The 15,536-nt window shown below is 49.1% G+C and carries 11 protein-coding genes; 7 read left to right on the top strand and 4 right to left on the bottom strand.

Going from position 1 to position 15,536, the window contains the following annotated elements; genetic code table 11:
- Nucleotides 1–69 precede the first annotated feature (69 nt).
- The 4 genes from GVY42_RS07660 to GVY42_RS07645 all read left to right on the top strand — a co-directional run bounded on the left by GVY42_RS07660 (nucleotide 70) and on the right by GVY42_RS07645 (nucleotide 5,631).
- The gene (locus GVY42_RS07660) at nucleotides 70–2,184 is read left to right on the top strand and encodes a hypothetical protein (RefSeq protein WP_159562832.1); all 2,115 of its coding nucleotides are present in this window, start codon (nucleotides 70–72) and stop codon (nucleotides 2,182–2,184) included.
- Nucleotides 2,165–4,069, top strand: coding sequence for a hypothetical protein (locus GVY42_RS07655; RefSeq protein WP_159562831.1), 1,905 nt, complete (start codon nucleotides 2,165–2,167; stop codon nucleotides 4,067–4,069). Before GVY42_RS07660 ends, GVY42_RS07655 begins: the two co-directional genes overlap by 20 nt.
- Nucleotides 4,026–4,979, top strand: coding sequence for a hypothetical protein (locus GVY42_RS07650; protein ID WP_159562830.1), 954 nt, complete (start codon nucleotides 4,026–4,028; stop codon nucleotides 4,977–4,979). The genes GVY42_RS07655 and GVY42_RS07650 overlap by 44 nt, the downstream gene beginning before the upstream one ends.
- Nucleotides 4,980–5,214: 235 nt before the next feature.
- A complete protein-coding gene (locus tag GVY42_RS07645; RefSeq protein WP_159565551.1) occupies nucleotides 5,215–5,631 on the top strand; it encodes a hypothetical protein in 417 nt (138 codons plus the stop codon).
- Between the two features lie 106 nt (nucleotides 5,632–5,737).
- Here the strand turns inward: GVY42_RS07645 and GVY42_RS07640 are convergent, their stop codons facing one another.
- Both GVY42_RS07640 and GVY42_RS07635 read right to left on the bottom strand, forming a co-directional pair.
- Complete coding sequence (locus tag GVY42_RS07640) at nucleotides 5,738–6,844, bottom strand: acyltransferase (protein ID WP_074036024.1); 1,107 nt, start codon at nucleotides 6,842–6,844, stop codon at nucleotides 5,738–5,740.
- A gap of 119 nt (nucleotides 6,845–6,963) precedes the next feature.
- Entirely contained in the window at nucleotides 6,964–9,045 is a 2,082-nt protein-coding gene (locus GVY42_RS07635) for a heparinase II/III family protein (RefSeq protein ID WP_159562828.1), read from the bottom strand.
- Between the two features lie 237 nt (nucleotides 9,046–9,282).
- On the opposite strand from GVY42_RS07635, the gene GVY42_RS07630 reads away from it, so the two are divergent.
- A complete protein-coding gene (locus tag GVY42_RS07630; protein ID WP_159562827.1) occupies nucleotides 9,283–9,450 on the top strand; it encodes a hypothetical protein in 168 nt (55 codons plus the stop codon).
- Between the two features lie 109 nt (nucleotides 9,451–9,559).
- Here GVY42_RS07630 and GVY42_RS07625 read toward each other — a convergent pair whose 3' ends face one another.
- Together GVY42_RS07625 and GVY42_RS07620 are read right to left on the bottom strand one after the other, a co-directional pair.
- Nucleotides 9,560–10,423, bottom strand: coding sequence for a tyrosine-type recombinase/integrase (locus GVY42_RS07625; protein WP_159562826.1), 864 nt, complete (start codon nucleotides 10,421–10,423; stop codon nucleotides 9,560–9,562).
- A gap of 14 nt (nucleotides 10,424–10,437) precedes the next feature.
- Nucleotides 10,438–10,881: a sigma factor gene (locus GVY42_RS07620; protein WP_159562825.1), complete on the bottom strand. Its 444-nt coding sequence runs from the start codon at nucleotides 10,879–10,881 to the stop codon at nucleotides 10,438–10,440.
- Between the two features lie 311 nt (nucleotides 10,882–11,192).
- On the opposite strand from GVY42_RS07620, the gene GVY42_RS07615 reads away from it, so the two are divergent.
- Nucleotides 11,193–13,283, top strand: coding sequence for a heparinase II/III family protein (locus tag GVY42_RS07615; RefSeq protein ID WP_159562824.1), 2,091 nt, complete (start codon nucleotides 11,193–11,195; stop codon nucleotides 13,281–13,283).
- Nucleotides 13,284–13,397: 114 nt separating this feature from the next.
- Complete coding sequence (locus GVY42_RS07610; RefSeq protein WP_159562823.1) at nucleotides 13,398–15,488, top strand: alginate lyase family protein; 2,091 nt, start codon at nucleotides 13,398–13,400, stop codon at nucleotides 15,486–15,488.
- The last annotated feature ends 48 nt before the right edge of the window (nucleotides 15,489–15,536 follow it).

Raw genomic sequence — 15,536 nt, 5'->3', positions numbered from 1 at the left:
ATACATGGAATCGAATCAGTGTTTGGATAGAGCGACACTATTCGAGATTCAATATAAGGAGACGATAAGATGGACCACCTGATTGATTTTAAACAAGAATTCACGATGCAGACGATGCTGCATGAACTGCACGAGTTGATCGCGAAAGCGAATCGACTAAACCTCGACACGACGACGATTGAAGGCGTGTATAAGGATTTAAACGTCTTAAACCTATTCTCTAACCGTCATATCGTCAGTGTCGCTGGTTTGCAGAGTGCTGGCAAAACGCTCGTTGTCAAGCGGACGCTCGATTTACCGGATGACCTCTTGTTATCAGAAGTCGGAGTCGGAGAAAAACGTCCTGTCCTTCTTTCGTCTGACGCGACTGCGACAACGATTGCTTATCGAGTGATCCGCACTGTCAAGACAGCTTCGGGGAGCTTTGAATTGCAGGATGAACCCATCACGAAAGAAGAACTCAATACCGGTATTCAAAATCCAAGCGGCGATATGCTTTGGTTCGAGATCATTTTACCGAACAATCGTGTGCTCGGTCATTTGACGCTCGCTTTATTACCGGGGTTCGAACGGAGCACTCGCTCGGATTCACAAAAGTTCCTCGATCTTTTCCTCAAATGCTCGACGGGAATGATTCTTGTCTTGAACCATGCTCGACTCGCTCAGATGGATCAAGAGATGCTACTACAGAAAGTCGCTTCGACATATAAAGACAAGGCACCTGGCTTCGTCCTCACGCATGCGAGCGAATTGACAGAAGAGAAAAGAACGATGATTTCACAAACCCTGTTCCAAAAGTTCAGTATGGCAGACGAGTCACAAATCATTTTAGCCGATACGGACATCGATAACGTCCCTCAAGAAATGGAACGATTGCTCAAATCGAACAGCCAATTCACTCAAGACTCACTCCAACTTCATCACGAGAAACTCATGATGATTGGTGAGACGTTAACACGTGAACTCATGAAACTTGAGCATGTGCTCATCGCACAATCGGACCGAAAGAATGATCAGCGCGAGTTGCGGACGATGCAACGTTTATTTGATGCGGCTCGTGATAAATATATTCAAGAGTTAGACGAAACGTTAAAAGTACGTTTAGAGGTACATGTAAAACGCTGTATCGATGAAGTGACGGAAACTATTAGACAAGAAAATCATACGTTATGGGACAAAGCACGAGCTTCTTTCAAAAAAGATATGACGTTCAATGAGCGGCATGAGTTGCTTGAATCCATCCAACATGTCTATACGACTGAAAATCCACGTGTATTGGACATTTTGATGATGGAGTCGATTGAGACAATGACAAGGAAACGTCTTAGCCTCCATAAGCCGCATGTGTCTCAGAAGAAGCAAATTGAGCAGGCGGTGCCAAAACCGGCTCTCAGCTTTATGGAGCCGAAACCAAATGAACTCGCGCCGAACCAGCCTGAACTCGAAATCGCAGCCACGGACACGATGCAGGAAGCGTTTAGTGAGACATTGACGGAAGTGGATCGTTATTTAGATCCGACTGTTCTTGATGTCTCACTTGGGGGACAACATACCCAACAACTCCCAGTGATTGCTGGAGCGATTGTACAGCATCTGATCTTGACGAAAGGGAAAGAGGGGGATGCGGACCTTGTTGTTGGTGGGATCGAAGAATATGAGACACTCAAAGCTAAAATCGGAAACATGGAAGGATTTCATCAAGAGTATTCAGGACTCGTGCTTGATGCCAACCGCATGGTGACCGGAACGGCTATCTTTTTCGGTGTCGATGCACTCGATGGGAACTTCAACAGTTTTGGAGCTATTGTAGGGGCTCTTGAGGCGTTAGGTGTGGCAGCCGGAGTGGCAACAGGCGTTGCGGCAGCTGGTGTCAGTGGCGTGGTCGGTCTACTTGCCATTAAGCGAGGTTCGGAAAAGATTGAAAAATTCAAGTTCGAGCGTCATGACTATGCGACACAAGTGCTAAAGGCGACAGCTGATTATCAACGCGAGTCGACGATTGCGCTCGTCAATAACGTTATGGATGAGATGCGTGACAAATTAGTGCATGCCTACTATGCCCGTCGGCAGGACGATGTGAATTCTGGTTTGTATGAAGAAGTTGAAGTACGCGTGAATCGCTTGAAGAATGAGTGTGGCAAACTCCGGGAAGAGGCGTTCCGCAATGCGGGAGCTATTTATTGAATTTGAAAAGAATCGGTATGAGTGGGCATTTGACGCCAAGCATGATTTTATGAGCCGATTTCAACTATATGATGCTGAAGGTGTGACGCCGGACCAAGAGAAAGTCGTCCTATCGGTATATGGACCGACACAGGTCGGTAAAACGACACTCATCTTGAACTTACTTAGGGTGAAAGAAGAGGCGATTGACGAGATCTCGTCATTTTTACGAGGAAAACGGGAGATTGGTCAATCTGCGACGGTAACTGTGACGAGTTACAGTGTATCTGCCACAGAAGACTATGTGCTTACCTTGCCGAATCAAGAACCCGAAGTGATTCAGTCGACAGACATCTTAGAAGATCGATTATCCACACTTCGAGTCGATGTCGAGGCGGGACGAATTGATTCACTCGCTCCTGTGCGCATCGCCTTGCCGAAGTCTTACTTTGAACAAGCAGACGTTGCCATCGAATTACTTGACCTGCCTGGGATTGAGTCAGCGGAGGAACGAGAACTTCGTCACGTCGAACGTTGTGTCAATCATTGGATTCCTCGATCGCATATCTGTCTCATCGTCAATGGTGCAGGTGACCTGACGTTCCTTCGGGACATCGGTATGACGCACTTGCAGCATTGGTATGACTATCCGGATAATTTTTATGTCGTCTTGACTCGTGCGTACTCTCCGGAATCGGTCAAACGACGATTGCGGGACAAATCGATTTCAAACGAGACAGACCTCCGTGCCTACTATCATCGTGAAATTGGCGACATTCTCGGTCGAACGCCCGGGACAGTGTATCCGGTCGAGATTGGGGCGAGCATGCATCGGCTTGAGCCGGACACGCGTGAGATGGCCCAGTCGATTTTGAATGAGTTACGAGAGCGAATTGAACAGACTGATTATCGGCATGTGTCCTTTAGTTTTTTGACAGGTTACTATGCGGAAGTGGTGCGTCAGAGCGATGAAGAGATTCGCCATATCACAGAAGATTTAGATGTGGCAGAACGGGAACTCGTTCGATTGAAGGAACGAATGCAGAAGTTAGAGGAAGAGGGAAAAAAGCGGATTGAGGATTTTGGAAGCCAAGAAATACAGTTGGCTGAAAAGATTGATGTCTTCAAAAAAGCGTTCGAACGGATTCATCATCGTGAAATCCAGGAAGCCATGATTGAAACGGAGTTAATACATGCAAAGTATGCCAAATCAAAAATGGCGTTGAATACTGCGTTCTCTCGAGCAATCACAGTACTAGATCAGTCATTGACTAAAGGCGTACAAACCATGAATCGATTACTAGATACAATTTATTTCGAACTCGATCAAGTTGACTCATCTCGATTGCACGTGTCACATCCGGGGGAGATTCAATTTTTTTCATGGGATAGCTCGAAAGTAGACCGTTATTTGTCCCAAAAGAACTATGAGACGCAGATGAATTCGATGAAAAAACACCTCCTCGAAGAGTCAACGCGACTGAGTGAGTTAGTGTATCACGAAGTGAAACATATCTACGATCAATTGCAGGATATATCCGAAACGTTTTCGAATGATCAAGTGCGCTTGGTTATTCGTTTCACGCATGAGATGGATTTGCTTAAGGCTGAACTAAATGAAGCCGAGCACAGCGTGATCCAACTACATGAACGATTGAAGAAGACGAAAGAACGTTGGCAAGAAGACATAAATCACGCACAACAATACCGAAGTTTCTTCATTGAGCACTTCGTGAAACGTCAGCAAGCGTTATTGCGACAAGCAACGTCCGACAATACCGAAGAACGTTACAGCGCTGGACTTTATTTATACACGCTCGGACAAGATGCCGAGGAAATTATACAAGCACTGGGGTGTCCGAATGGAAACGAAACAAGCCACGACAGTGGAAGACGCGCTTTATGAGCAAGCATTGTCGTCCCTGCGACAATTGAATCAAGAGGTATTCTTAAACGATCTCGATACGAAGTTAAAACAAACCATCCTGATGATCCAACAAGAAGTAGATGATTTAAAAGCAAAACTTGAAGAGGATCAACTCTATCTTTCTTCGACTATCCAAAATTTGAAGCAGGTCGTTCATTCAGATAGTACAAATTCGGTTGAACAGGTCGAGCAGCTAGACGAGCAGGTGCGGTCGTATTTTCGTGACTTCTATGGTCATTTCACGACAGAGATCGAGCAGTTGAAAAGTGCGTCGGCATCTTCGGTTTCCTTAACCGAACAGCTAGTTGCAAAGCATATGAGCAATGCTGAGAGGCGGATGCATGATTTACAAGTACAGCAAAAGGCGACAATGGAATATGTCGATGTACGTTTCGAAAAGCTAGAACAGGTATATGATAGCTGGCTTCTCGCACTAAATGAAATGAAAGACGATTTTGCCAAACAGGCGAAGACTTTCCATGAGGCGAACGAGGCGCAACAACTTCATTTTCAAACTGGACAGGAAGAACTATCCCAGCGAGCCAGTGAACTGGACGCAACAATGCATCGATTAGAACAGCGACAGAATGAGTTACGTGAAACGACGAAACAAGAGTTCCTCCAAGCCGTTGCCGATAGTAATGCGTCACGCCTTACTTGGGAGGAGGCAATCGCAGAAGAGATGACCGCACGGGGAGCTAGTGAAGCGGCGATGCGGAAACAGTTGCTCGATGACGTGAACGCAACTGCTGAAGCTGCGATCATCCAGCTGAGAGAAGAGAATGAGGCACTTGCCAAGCAGAATGAAGCCCGATTCAAGCAGAATCGATGGATTTTGATTGGGTTGGGTGTGTTGGGTGCAGCTCAAATTGTATTACAGGTGATATAAAAAAACTCGATATCGAATTGAATGTGGGACATTTCACAGTACGAGATTGGGGTGTCCTCTTTCGGTGTATCGAAAATTCAGAAAGAGGTAGATTAAGATTAAGTTTTTTCAAAGTGAATTAAATAGATTCATTGCTCTGGCGGTAATCGGGGGTTTCTTATTTTGGATTTCAGCGTTTCCTATAAAACTTGGAATTATCGTTTCTTACAGTATGTTGTTTCTAGTAATCTATTTAGTGTTGGAGTTGTTTGTTTTTTATAGAAAATTAAATATCATAACAATTGTTGGGATGATTGTTTTAATTGTGTCATTTGGTACCTTCTTAATGGGGTGGTGGAGTCTACCATCAAACAACGTGAACTCTGACAACGGTGTAATTGATTCTAAAATTATTTTTATTGTCTCCATATTGTCCATCATGATTGTGATTGGAGATTTACTGGCGACCTACTTATCCCATAAAAAATGGATCAGTCGTTTCATCACTATTTTTTGGTCTCTTGTTGGGATACTTTTGTTTATGCTCCTCATCGTGGATTCATCTTTGATAGAAGAACGTTTTAGTCAGGTGAACACTGACTTTCTATCCATTGTTGCGCTTGGCACCTCACTACTTACCATTGGAGTTAAAAGTCAGTTGCTTGAAGAATGATGTGAATGTTTGTCATACAAAATGATGAAGGTGTCTTTACTGTGGAATTACAGGAATCATTTTAAAACATACATTACAAAAGGAGCTCTTTTTGGAGCTCCTTTTGTCATGCGACTTGGTTCTTCTGTTTCTGAGAAAGGCGTTTCTTTATGATTGAACGTCCAAGCTGAATCCCTGGTCGCTCGATAACCTGATACGTGACGGATGCAATCACGCCAGAGACGACGAGCGTCACGAGGAACGTCAACATCCATACCGTCGTCACGCTATATTGCTGGGTCCACGTCTCGTTGAAGAGATGATTGACCCAATCGAGGACGAAAAAGTGGACGAGGTACAGGCTGAAGCTGATATACCCGATGTACTGCATCACCGGATGATTGAGGATACGTCCCCGAATGCCGGATAAGCCGAGAGCTAACAGACAAAAGGCGAGACCGAACAGCGCATGTTTCGGAAATGCGCTATAGACATCATACGGAGTAATCCCGAGTATGATCAGTAACGCAATTGAGCCGAACGTCATCGCATAGTGCGTTCGCACGGACCATGATTGGTCGCGCCACACGAGATACAATGTGACCCCCATCAAGAAGATTGGCAACTGGTTCGGGAACCAATAAAAGGCGAAACTCTTCACGTCCATGAATGGCTGACGCTGTTCGGTCAGGAGGTGCAGGACGATGCTGAGTACGAGCGTCGACGTTGTCCACACAATCCCTTGACGCGCTGTCTTGATCCATTTGAACAGGAACGGCACACATGCATAAAATAAAAATTCGTTCGAGATCGACCAACCGCCCGGCACGAGACTGAATAACCACTCGGGATGCAGGACGTTCGTGAACGTCAACGTCGAGACCAAGAGGGAAAGTGTCACGTCTGGATAAGCCGTCGAAACCCCGATGAATTGATTGATTAGATCAAAACTCAAGTAGAAGAGCAGTGCGGCGTAAAACATCGGTGCGATCCGGAAGAAGCGCTTCGTGTAGAAGTCCTGAAGCGGAATCTGGCGCGATACCGTATAGCGCTCCAATGAATAGAACAACGTGAAGGCGCTGACGATAAAAAAGAGTTGGACGCCGCGCGACCCTTGTATCCCGATATGGTATAACCAATCAGGCAATTGTTGAAGGGACCGTGTCGAGTGCGTCAACACGACCCCGAGGATGGCATAACCGCGAAGGGCATCTAAAAAACTGAGCTTCTGCAACTGATGTAATCTCCTCTATACATTCCTATTTTTCTTTTCGTCAAACAATCTATCACGCTGTTGACGGTATGTCTATTTGATTCAGACACTTGTGTTGAAACTGTAAAATATAGTTCTCGTTAAATTGGCACGCGAATTTGTCTCGTCTCTTTATTCGAGAGCGTATAAGTCACGATGTAGCTCGAACCGGACACTTTCACACTAGCCGACCGAATCGTCGTCTTCGACTGGTCGAGTCGGATGAGCGTGAGGTAGCGCACGTCTTTCCCGGTATTATATGAGATGACTTGTGGACGCGGCTTCCATTCGTAATCCTCGACGGCGACGAAGCTCGTGCTGTTGCGCATCGATGAATTTTTAAGGTTCAGCTGCATGAGCTGGATCGTTCGTCCGTTCGTATCACCGTAGACGACGTTCTGAGTCGCCATCGAACTCTGAAGGAGTTTCAGACCTTCGGCGAGATGGAACCGCTGCACGAACTTTGTGGTTGCGGGTGAACTGATCCGGTCGTAGACGATGAGTGTCTGTTCTCTGTCGTAGACGAGCGTCCGTCGATGCGTCGCCCCGTTCCCGATGAGCTGGCTCTCCCCAATCGTAAGAAGGGTCGCACCAAGATTTTGTACGGTCTTGATGTTGCTCTTCCCACGCATCGTGGAGCGGAGGTCGAGATTCGCCCCGTCACGGTGGACGGTATTATGGGCATCGACACCGAAGACGCGCTGACGTTCGGGGCGATTCGTATAGCCGTAGCGACCCGTCTCGATGATGAAGTCGCGGCCGAGGCCGTACAGGTCGATGCTCAAGTCATCGGCATGCTTGTGGGCACTGCTGTGATAACCGGCTGTCATCATCACCTGGGTCGCCTGATTGAACGCGCGAGGTGGAGATGCCCAGTATTCGCGCATGAAGCTGTATTGGTTGCTGATCCGTTTCGCCGTGACCGGTGGGCGTGTCCCTTCCTTCCCTTGGGTGAGGGCGAAGACGAGCTCGGGGAAATCCTCGATATGCGGAATGATCGAGGTGTTCCGTCTGACACCGGACGTGTCTCCAAAGATCGGGAGTGTCCCGTTCGGTTTGATCATATACGTCAGTTGCTTCGGCATCTGTTCGACCCGTGTCATGCTCGAAGGGAGTGAGAAACGGTTCGCTTCTGCCCAGATGAGGAAGCGGTCGAGCACGTGATACATATAGGACTGATAGCCGGGTGAATGCTCGAGGTGGACGGCGTCCGACGTGATGCTGTGGCGGATCTGTTTATCGAGGCGGCTATCTGCGAGCGTCTTCCACGTTCTGCTCCGGTCGAACTGTGGGAACGTCTGCGCGATGGCGGTGAGCGCCATGTCTTGGAATATTCCATGATTGTGATCATTTTTATAGAAGCTAGACGTTGCGAGTAACGTGCCATGGTCGTGGAGCGTCCGCAACATCAGACCCGTGAACGCCGTATCTTTATAGAGCGAAGAAGATTTATAGGCATCCCAAAAATTCAAGAGATGGAACGTCCGAATCGACGTGCCGTGGTCGTTATACGGCCAACGGTACTGTTTGTAGTTCGCAATCGGATGGGCTTTCGTCCAACTTTTAACGACCCGTCCCCCGTACTTCAAATAAGCAGTATTGCCGGTCTCGTTATACGCCTGGGTCAATTGATTGAGCACCGTCAAATAATGAATTTGGAACGGATAGGAATTGCTCGACGAGCTCGGGATGTCCCGGTGCCAGTTAAACGTATCGACGTTCGGGACGGACAATTGATATGGTTTGGACGGGATCGACCAATCCCCACGAATCGCACGGTTGGCGTAGTCGACGGCGCGCGCAGGTGTCAATTTTTCATATTCATATGGTGCGTGAAGCGGCATCTGTTTCATATACTCATGCGCGAGTCGTGCCGTTCCACTCGACTTCAAATTCGAAGCGGTGAGTGGGTCACCGAGTAAGAGCTTGGCCTGACTTTTCTTTATGTAGATCTTTTTCGTATTACTTAGTGCGATGTAGTACCAGCCGGACGTACTGACGGCTGTATAGCGTTTCGTTGTCGAATACGCTGCCACTTTCGTCAATCGACCGTTCTTCATTTCATAGACGGTCGCATTCGGGATGGAACGGATATCGAAAGGGTTCGTCGCAGCTTGGACGGAGTCTGTCGGGGTCATGCCCCAAGCCCCTACTAAGACGAGGACGAGTAATATTCGTTTCATGCATACACCTCAATAAATTTGGATTTACTTCTTTTTCAAAGTATACCATGAGGTGCGTTTATTCCCTTAATTTTCTATATCATCTTTATTTTAAATGGAGGTAGGTTCAATTTGATTTTGTCCCGACAATTAATGAAGGATTACGACGGATGCATGTCGAGTCCTCATTTGGAAAAATATGATAAAGTGAGGTGAATCGAATGACTTGTATGTCATATGCCAAAGGGGAAGATGTGAATGAAGCACGTTAGTTTGTTTTTGTTACTATTTTTTGTGACGGCACTCGTCATTTACGGGATCTCTCTGACCGCGCCAGGATTATTGGTGCCGATTGTGTATTTGGCTATCGCGGCATTGATCGGAATCATCGTGTACTTACTGAAAGTGTATATCGTAAACAGATAAGAACGATTCCGCGTCGATCAGAGGTGGTCTGGTCCCGTTCAAGCAGAAACCGATTTCCCATACAAAGAAGACCGATCTAATTCACAGGTCGGTCTTCTTCGTATGGTCTTTAATCCAACGTCAACCGTTCCACCGCATCGCGAAGATGATTCTCGCGGACGCGGATGTACCGACGTGTCGTCTTCGGCTCGGAGTGGCCAAGTAATTCAGATAACGTCGTCTCCATGACCCCTTTGTCATAAAGGTGCGTCGTAAATGCATGGCGGAGCGTATGAGACGTGACAGGATAACCGAGCACCTCTGTGGCAGCCGTCGTCAGGTGACGATTGATGGTCGTCTTACAAATCAAGGCGCCTCGTGCAGACGGGAACACATAGGGCGAGTCGACGGGACGTCTCTCCTCATCGAGATAGGTGGAGAGGACGGAGTGAATCTTGTCATTCAACGGGATTCTCCGGGGCTTTCCCGTCTTTGATTCTCGGACATAGAGTAACCGCTCCTGCAAATCGATCGCATCGAGTTTTAACAGCCGGACCTCGTTGATCCGCATGCCCGTATGGAGCTGAACGGTTAAAAACGTACGATACAACGGGACGTCGATGGCATCGATGACGGCGGACAATTGCTTAGGGGAGGGGATCTCCGCTGAATGGCGCTCGGTCACTTTCACCCGTAACTGATGAAAGGGGTTATGGGTGACGAGATGCTCGGCGATGGCCCAATCGTATAAGCCACGAAGAGCGCTCAAGTAGTTGTTGATGGTCACCGGTTGACATCCTTTGGAACGGAGCGTGTCGATATACGGCATGACGTCCTGCCTCGTTTTTAATTCGTCGAGCGTTCTGCCTTCTCCCATGATGGCTTCGAATCGGGCAAATTTGTAGGTCGCCTGGCTGACCGTGTTGTCCGATTTTCCGGTCATGCGTAAATAGTGGATGTGCTGAGCGACGGCATCTTTCATGTGTAAGGTCATCTTCCTGTCTCCTCTTACTCGTTGTCCTCACGGAGCATCCGTTGCAGTTCGGCCTTATAGGCGCGTAGTCGACTCGGCGAGTACCCGAGCGATGCCTCGGTCCCGTGAAGCATATGGCAGAGTAAGGTGAAATGGCGATTTGGTAAAGTGGATCGCTTGTCGTCTAGCCAAAGCGAGAGGGGTACTTCGCGCTGGTCGACTTGTTCTGGGAGTCGTTCGCTCGCGACCTCGTGTTGGAGCGTCTTCGCCTGTTTGGCCCGTTCGTTCAGGATGGCCCCGCGGATACGGATGAAACAGTACGTTTTCCCTAACGTCTTGCCGTCTTGAAGGGCACGCCATAGGGCGATTCGTGCCGTTTGGGCGGCATCGTCGACTTCGTTCGGATGGAGATGGAGCTGTCGGATGACGTAAAAGATCATCGGCTCCCACTCTTTGATCTGTTCGTTAGCATCTGGCATGGAGGGCTGCTTTCCCGCGCGCGTCTCAAGTTTCCTAGGTGGATACAGCATAATGGTTGTTATGCAGATTTCGCACCTCACGAACGTTGAAGTTTCGTCAGCTCAAATCAGACACAGCACGGAAATGCTGTATGGCACAACCTGTATCCCTTATCCATCGGAAGCATCGATTCTCTATAACAACCATTATAGGAGGATGTCAGGTGATGATTTGATCAAGAGGTAAATGATATCCAAGTTTTAGTTGTTTAGTATTCATTTAATGGATATAATTTACAGGGTGAAATCAAACCGGAAATGTGAGGAAAATCATGAAACCTTTGTATAGACGATTATCCATCGGGATGTTGAGCGGGATGCTCCTGTTCGCACCGATGACGACGGCTTCGGCCAATTCGGACTTCAACGTGCGCGTCGCTCCGTCGACCACGCTACACCAAATGAAGGGGAAGAAGTTGGTCCCGCTACAGAAGACGAACACGACGAAAGAATACCGCATCGTGCGCCCGTCCGGTTGGTATTACCTTGCCATGTCCGGCGGCAAACGGATCTATATCAAGAAAAGCCAGGCGGAGGTCGTTCCGGCCCGTTCGTTGACGAAAGCACGCATCCAATCGAAAACGAACCGTCCGCTCGTCCATACATACATGGGGCAGACCGAGTCCCATATCCCGTATGAGTATGACCGGCTATCGACAGAACAGGCGAAACAGTTCGCCGATCGGGCGCTCGCCGGCAATTGGTATATCCCAACGAAACCGAACAATCTGTCGGTCCCAAACATCGACACGTTCAACTGGCATAAGGACGTCCCGGCCGTGGACAGCAACTCGTTCCCGTTCCAGCTCCACTACTTGACGGTCCTCAATCAGTTGACGCAAGCGTACAATGACACGGGGGACCTCGCCTATCTGAAATATGGCGAACGACTAATCAAAAGTTGGACGAAGGCACACCCGGCCTATAACTACAAACGACTCAAGTGGGGATACAATGACCAAGGAACGGCGATTCGTGTGTTCCATTTGTTGAATTTCTGGGATGTGTATAAAGAGACGTCACTCTATCGGGACCCTGCCTTCACCGAGCTCATGTTGAAAACATTGTATGAGCATGGGGAGATCTTGGCCTCGTCCGACTTCTACAAACCGAAACATAACCACGGCATCTTCCAAGACATTGCGCTCACCGCCATCGCCCAGACGTTCCCTGAGTTTGACCGGAGTAAGGCGTGGCAATCGACCGCCAGCACGCGGCTCCAGGCGCAGATCGCCCACAGCATCTCGCCGGAAGGGGTCCACCTTGAACACTCACCTCGATATCACGTGTATGTGTATCATACGTTGTCGCGCTTTATCGAATGGGCCGAGGCTAACCAGTTCGTTCTGCCTTCACGCTCGGGCTATATCGAGAAGATGCCGGATCAGCTCACCTACATGTTGAAGCCGAATCGGACGCTCCCGATCTTCGGTGACACGACCGGGCACCTTCAAGGGATGAACATCATTCCAAAGACGAACGAATATCCGGAGCTCAGTTTCGCAGTGAGCGGAGGAGCAGAGGGCGTGGCACCGACCCTGTTGACGAAGCAAATCGGGGACCAATACAGCTTCATGCGCGAATATTGGTCGCGTCCACCTGAGGCGTTTTCGGGTGCGACACAAGTGATGATGACGGCAGGTTATCATAGCAGTGCCCACAAGCATGCCGATGACTTGAGCATCGACTTCTATGGACTGGCGCGTGACTTCATCATCGAGACGGGTCGCTTTGGTTATTCGTCACGACCTGAACGGAAGGAAGTCTTTAAAGTCGAGGCCCATAACACCATCCACCGATACGGGGAAAACTTGGATTTAAGCAAAGGCATGATCGGTCGGAGCCGTATCGTGAAGACCGAAGACCGTGGAGAGACAAGCCTCGCCATCGGAGAGAGCGCGTTGATTGGGAAAGGGGCTACGCATCGCCGCACCCTCGTCTATGACAAGGCGAAAACGCTCGTCGTCTACGACCGCATCACCTCACCGAAGCCGGACATGTTCGTCCAGCGCTTCCACCTCGGAGAGGGTCTGAAGCTATATAAAGGGACGACCGAGGCACAGAACGTGACGTTCCGAGACAGCCGCCGTCGATCGATTCAACTGATGCAGCTCGAGACGGACGAAGAGTCATATATGTCCGTTCAACCAAGTCATCTCTCGGTCCGTGATGCGGAGTGGACGCTTCGCGACCAAGTCGTCTCCATTGAATACGGTACGGACGTTCGTTACATCACACTCATGCGGATCGACCGGACGAACACCTCGATTGTCGACACGACGGTCAAGGAACAAGCTAATCAGTATGAACTCACCTATACACTTTCCAACGGCGAGACCCATACTCTCGACGTTCCAAAATGATTGAAGCCTGGCGACTGCCAGGCTTTTTTACGTGGACGATGGGAGTAGTTGTTGAATCCCACCATTTGCTAAGGTAGAATTTTCAAGTAGAACAACTGACAAGTGAGGGAACGAATGGAACATTCACATGCAAAACAGATCGTGGCTCAACTTCGGGGTTCGCTCTCGGGGAAAGCGAGCGATGGTTGGGACGTCGTCATCTCGGCAGGGACGATGTGCTATCAATGGAAGGGAAGACGGATGGTGCCAGACAGTCGGCTCGAGACGACCGAGACGGTGCGGCTCATCCGTCCATACGGTCGATATTATATTGTCCATAGAGAAGGAAGGGAAGCACTCGTCCGCGCGACGGACGTGATGCTCCTTATGACCGAACCCCTCTCGAAAATCAAACTGACGGACAAGATGGAGCGACTGCTCGTCCGTGACTATATGAAACAAAAGCGCACATTCGCTTCGTATCATTATGAACAAATCCGTGATGAACAGGCGGTTCATTTTGCGGAAGAGACGTTGAACGGAAGATGGTATATCCCATCGCTTCCGCATACATTGGCCGTCCGTGATGTTCGGACGTTCGATTGGAACAAAATGTTACCACCTGTGAACAACAACTCGTTCCTTTTCCAACTCCACTATTTGACGACGGTCAATCAACTGACACATGCCTATGAGGTGACGCAAGAGGAAAGATACTTGCACTATGCACACCAAATCATCGATAGCTGGCAGAGCCATCATCCGCTGCATGGCGGTCCGCGGGGGCGTGTAGCATACCATGCGCACGGTACGGCGATTCGAGTATTCCATATACTCCGTTTCTTTGAAGCGTATCGCCAGGCACCGATCCATCATGATGCCCGTGTGACGTGCCGCTTGTTACATCTGTTATATGAACATGCGACATTACTGGCGACCCCTACCTTTTATCGTCCGCTCCATAACCATGGGCTCTTTCAAGATATGGCACTGTTTGCGATTGCTTCCTGTTTTCCGGAGTTTGATCGCAGTGCGGATTGGAGAAGGATTGCGCGTGCGCGGTTGAATAAGCAACTCGACATTTGCCTTTCGGAGGACGGGACCCATTTGGAGCACTCGCCCGGCTATCACGTTTACGTGTACCATACGCTAAGTCGATTTAGAGACTGGGCCGATTTAAATGGATTCACGTTGCCGGAAGGGATTGGACGCATCGACCGGATGCCAAAGCGCCTCTTGCATTTCATTAAACCGAACCAAACCTTGCCGATCGTGGGGGATACGGGAGGACAGCTTCGCGGAAGCCGTTTAATTCCTCGGATTGAAACGTTTCCCGAACTAGCCTTTGCCATGAGCGGAGGGACACAAGGACAATGCCCAGAAGAACTGCTGGCGAATCTAGGCTCTCAATATGCGGTCATGCGTGAATATTGGCACCATGCAAAGCGTCCGTTTCGTGACGCCACCTATATTCTGATGACAGCGGGATACCATGGGGGTGCACATAAACATGCCGACGACTTGAGTCTCGAACTATATGGATTGGGGCGGGATTTCATCGTCGAAACCGGTCGGTATGGCTATGTGGACGGACCTGAGCGTGCGCAAGCACTACGTGTCGCGGCGCACAATACGGTACATCGACTCGGAGAAGAGCTCGACTTGTCGATCGAGCGAATCGGAGAGAGCGGAATCCTAGAGGTGAAAGAGGCGCGGAAACAGATGACGGCGACCGGAGTGAGCCGTCTGATTGGAAAAGGGGCCATTCATACTCGGCATGTCGTGTACGATAAGGCGCGAACGCTTGTCGTGTTTGATCGGATTGTTGCGCCGGAAGCGGACCTCTTTGTCCAGCGCTTCCATCTGGCACCCGGTTTGGACCTGGTATCGGGTACACCAGAAGAACACAACGTTCGATTTAAAGATGCCTCGAATCGAGCCATTCAATTCATTCAGCTTTTAAAAAGCGAAGAGGCTTATATGGCACTTGAACCGAGCCATGTATCCATGCGTGATTTGGAGTGGACTCCCCGCCAGCAAGTCGTTTCGATTGAACATGGTAGCGAAGTTCGCTTTTTGACTCTGATTCGACTAGACCGGACCGGGAAGCGTGTCGTCGATACGAAGGTCGAAGAGCGGGATGGGGTGTACATCGTCTCGTATTGGATTGAAAACGGGGGGAAGCATGTCATTCATGTGCCGTGTGAGGAAAGTCGTGACGTGTAAAGGGCAAAACGTCACGACGCTCTCACGAAGTGATGTCGTCCTTTACAT

Origin of the sequence: Exiguobacterium sp. 8A (assembly GCF_902506275.1) — a bacterium.
Taxonomy (GTDB): domain Bacteria; phylum Bacillota; class Bacilli; order Exiguobacteriales; family Exiguobacteriaceae; genus Exiguobacterium; species Exiguobacterium profundum.
The sequence above is the reverse complement of the archived record's forward strand: the minus strand, read 5'-3'. Positions and strand labels throughout refer to the sequence as shown.

Excerpts from the sequence above, each read along its gene's own strand:
- GVY42_RS07660 (WP_159562832.1), top strand. The coding sequence starts at position 70 with ATGGACCACCTGATTGATTTTAAACAAGAATTCACGATGCAGACGATG.
- GVY42_RS07655 (WP_159562831.1), top strand. The coding sequence starts at position 2,165 with ATGCGGGAGCTATTTATTGAATTTGAAAAGAATCGGTATGAGTGGGCA.
- GVY42_RS07650 (WP_159562830.1), top strand. The coding sequence starts at position 4,026 with ATGGAAACGAAACAAGCCACGACAGTGGAAGACGCGCTTTATGAGCAA.
- GVY42_RS07635 (WP_159562828.1), bottom strand. The coding sequence starts at position 9,045 with ATGAAACGAATATTACTCGTCCTCGTCTTAGTAGGGGCTTGGGGCATG.
- GVY42_RS07630 (WP_159562827.1), top strand. The coding sequence starts at position 9,283 with ATGAAGCACGTTAGTTTGTTTTTGTTACTATTTTTTGTGACGGCACTC.
- GVY42_RS07625 (WP_159562826.1), bottom strand. The coding sequence starts at position 10,423 with ATGACCTTACACATGAAAGATGCCGTCGCTCAGCACATCCACTATTTA.
- GVY42_RS07620 (WP_159562825.1), bottom strand. The coding sequence starts at position 10,881 with ATGCCAGATGCTAACGAACAGATCAAAGAGTGGGAGCCGATGATCTTT.
- GVY42_RS07615 (WP_159562824.1), top strand. The coding sequence starts at position 11,193 with ATGAAACCTTTGTATAGACGATTATCCATCGGGATGTTGAGCGGGATG.
- GVY42_RS07610 (WP_159562823.1), top strand. The coding sequence starts at position 13,398 with ATGGAACATTCACATGCAAAACAGATCGTGGCTCAACTTCGGGGTTCG.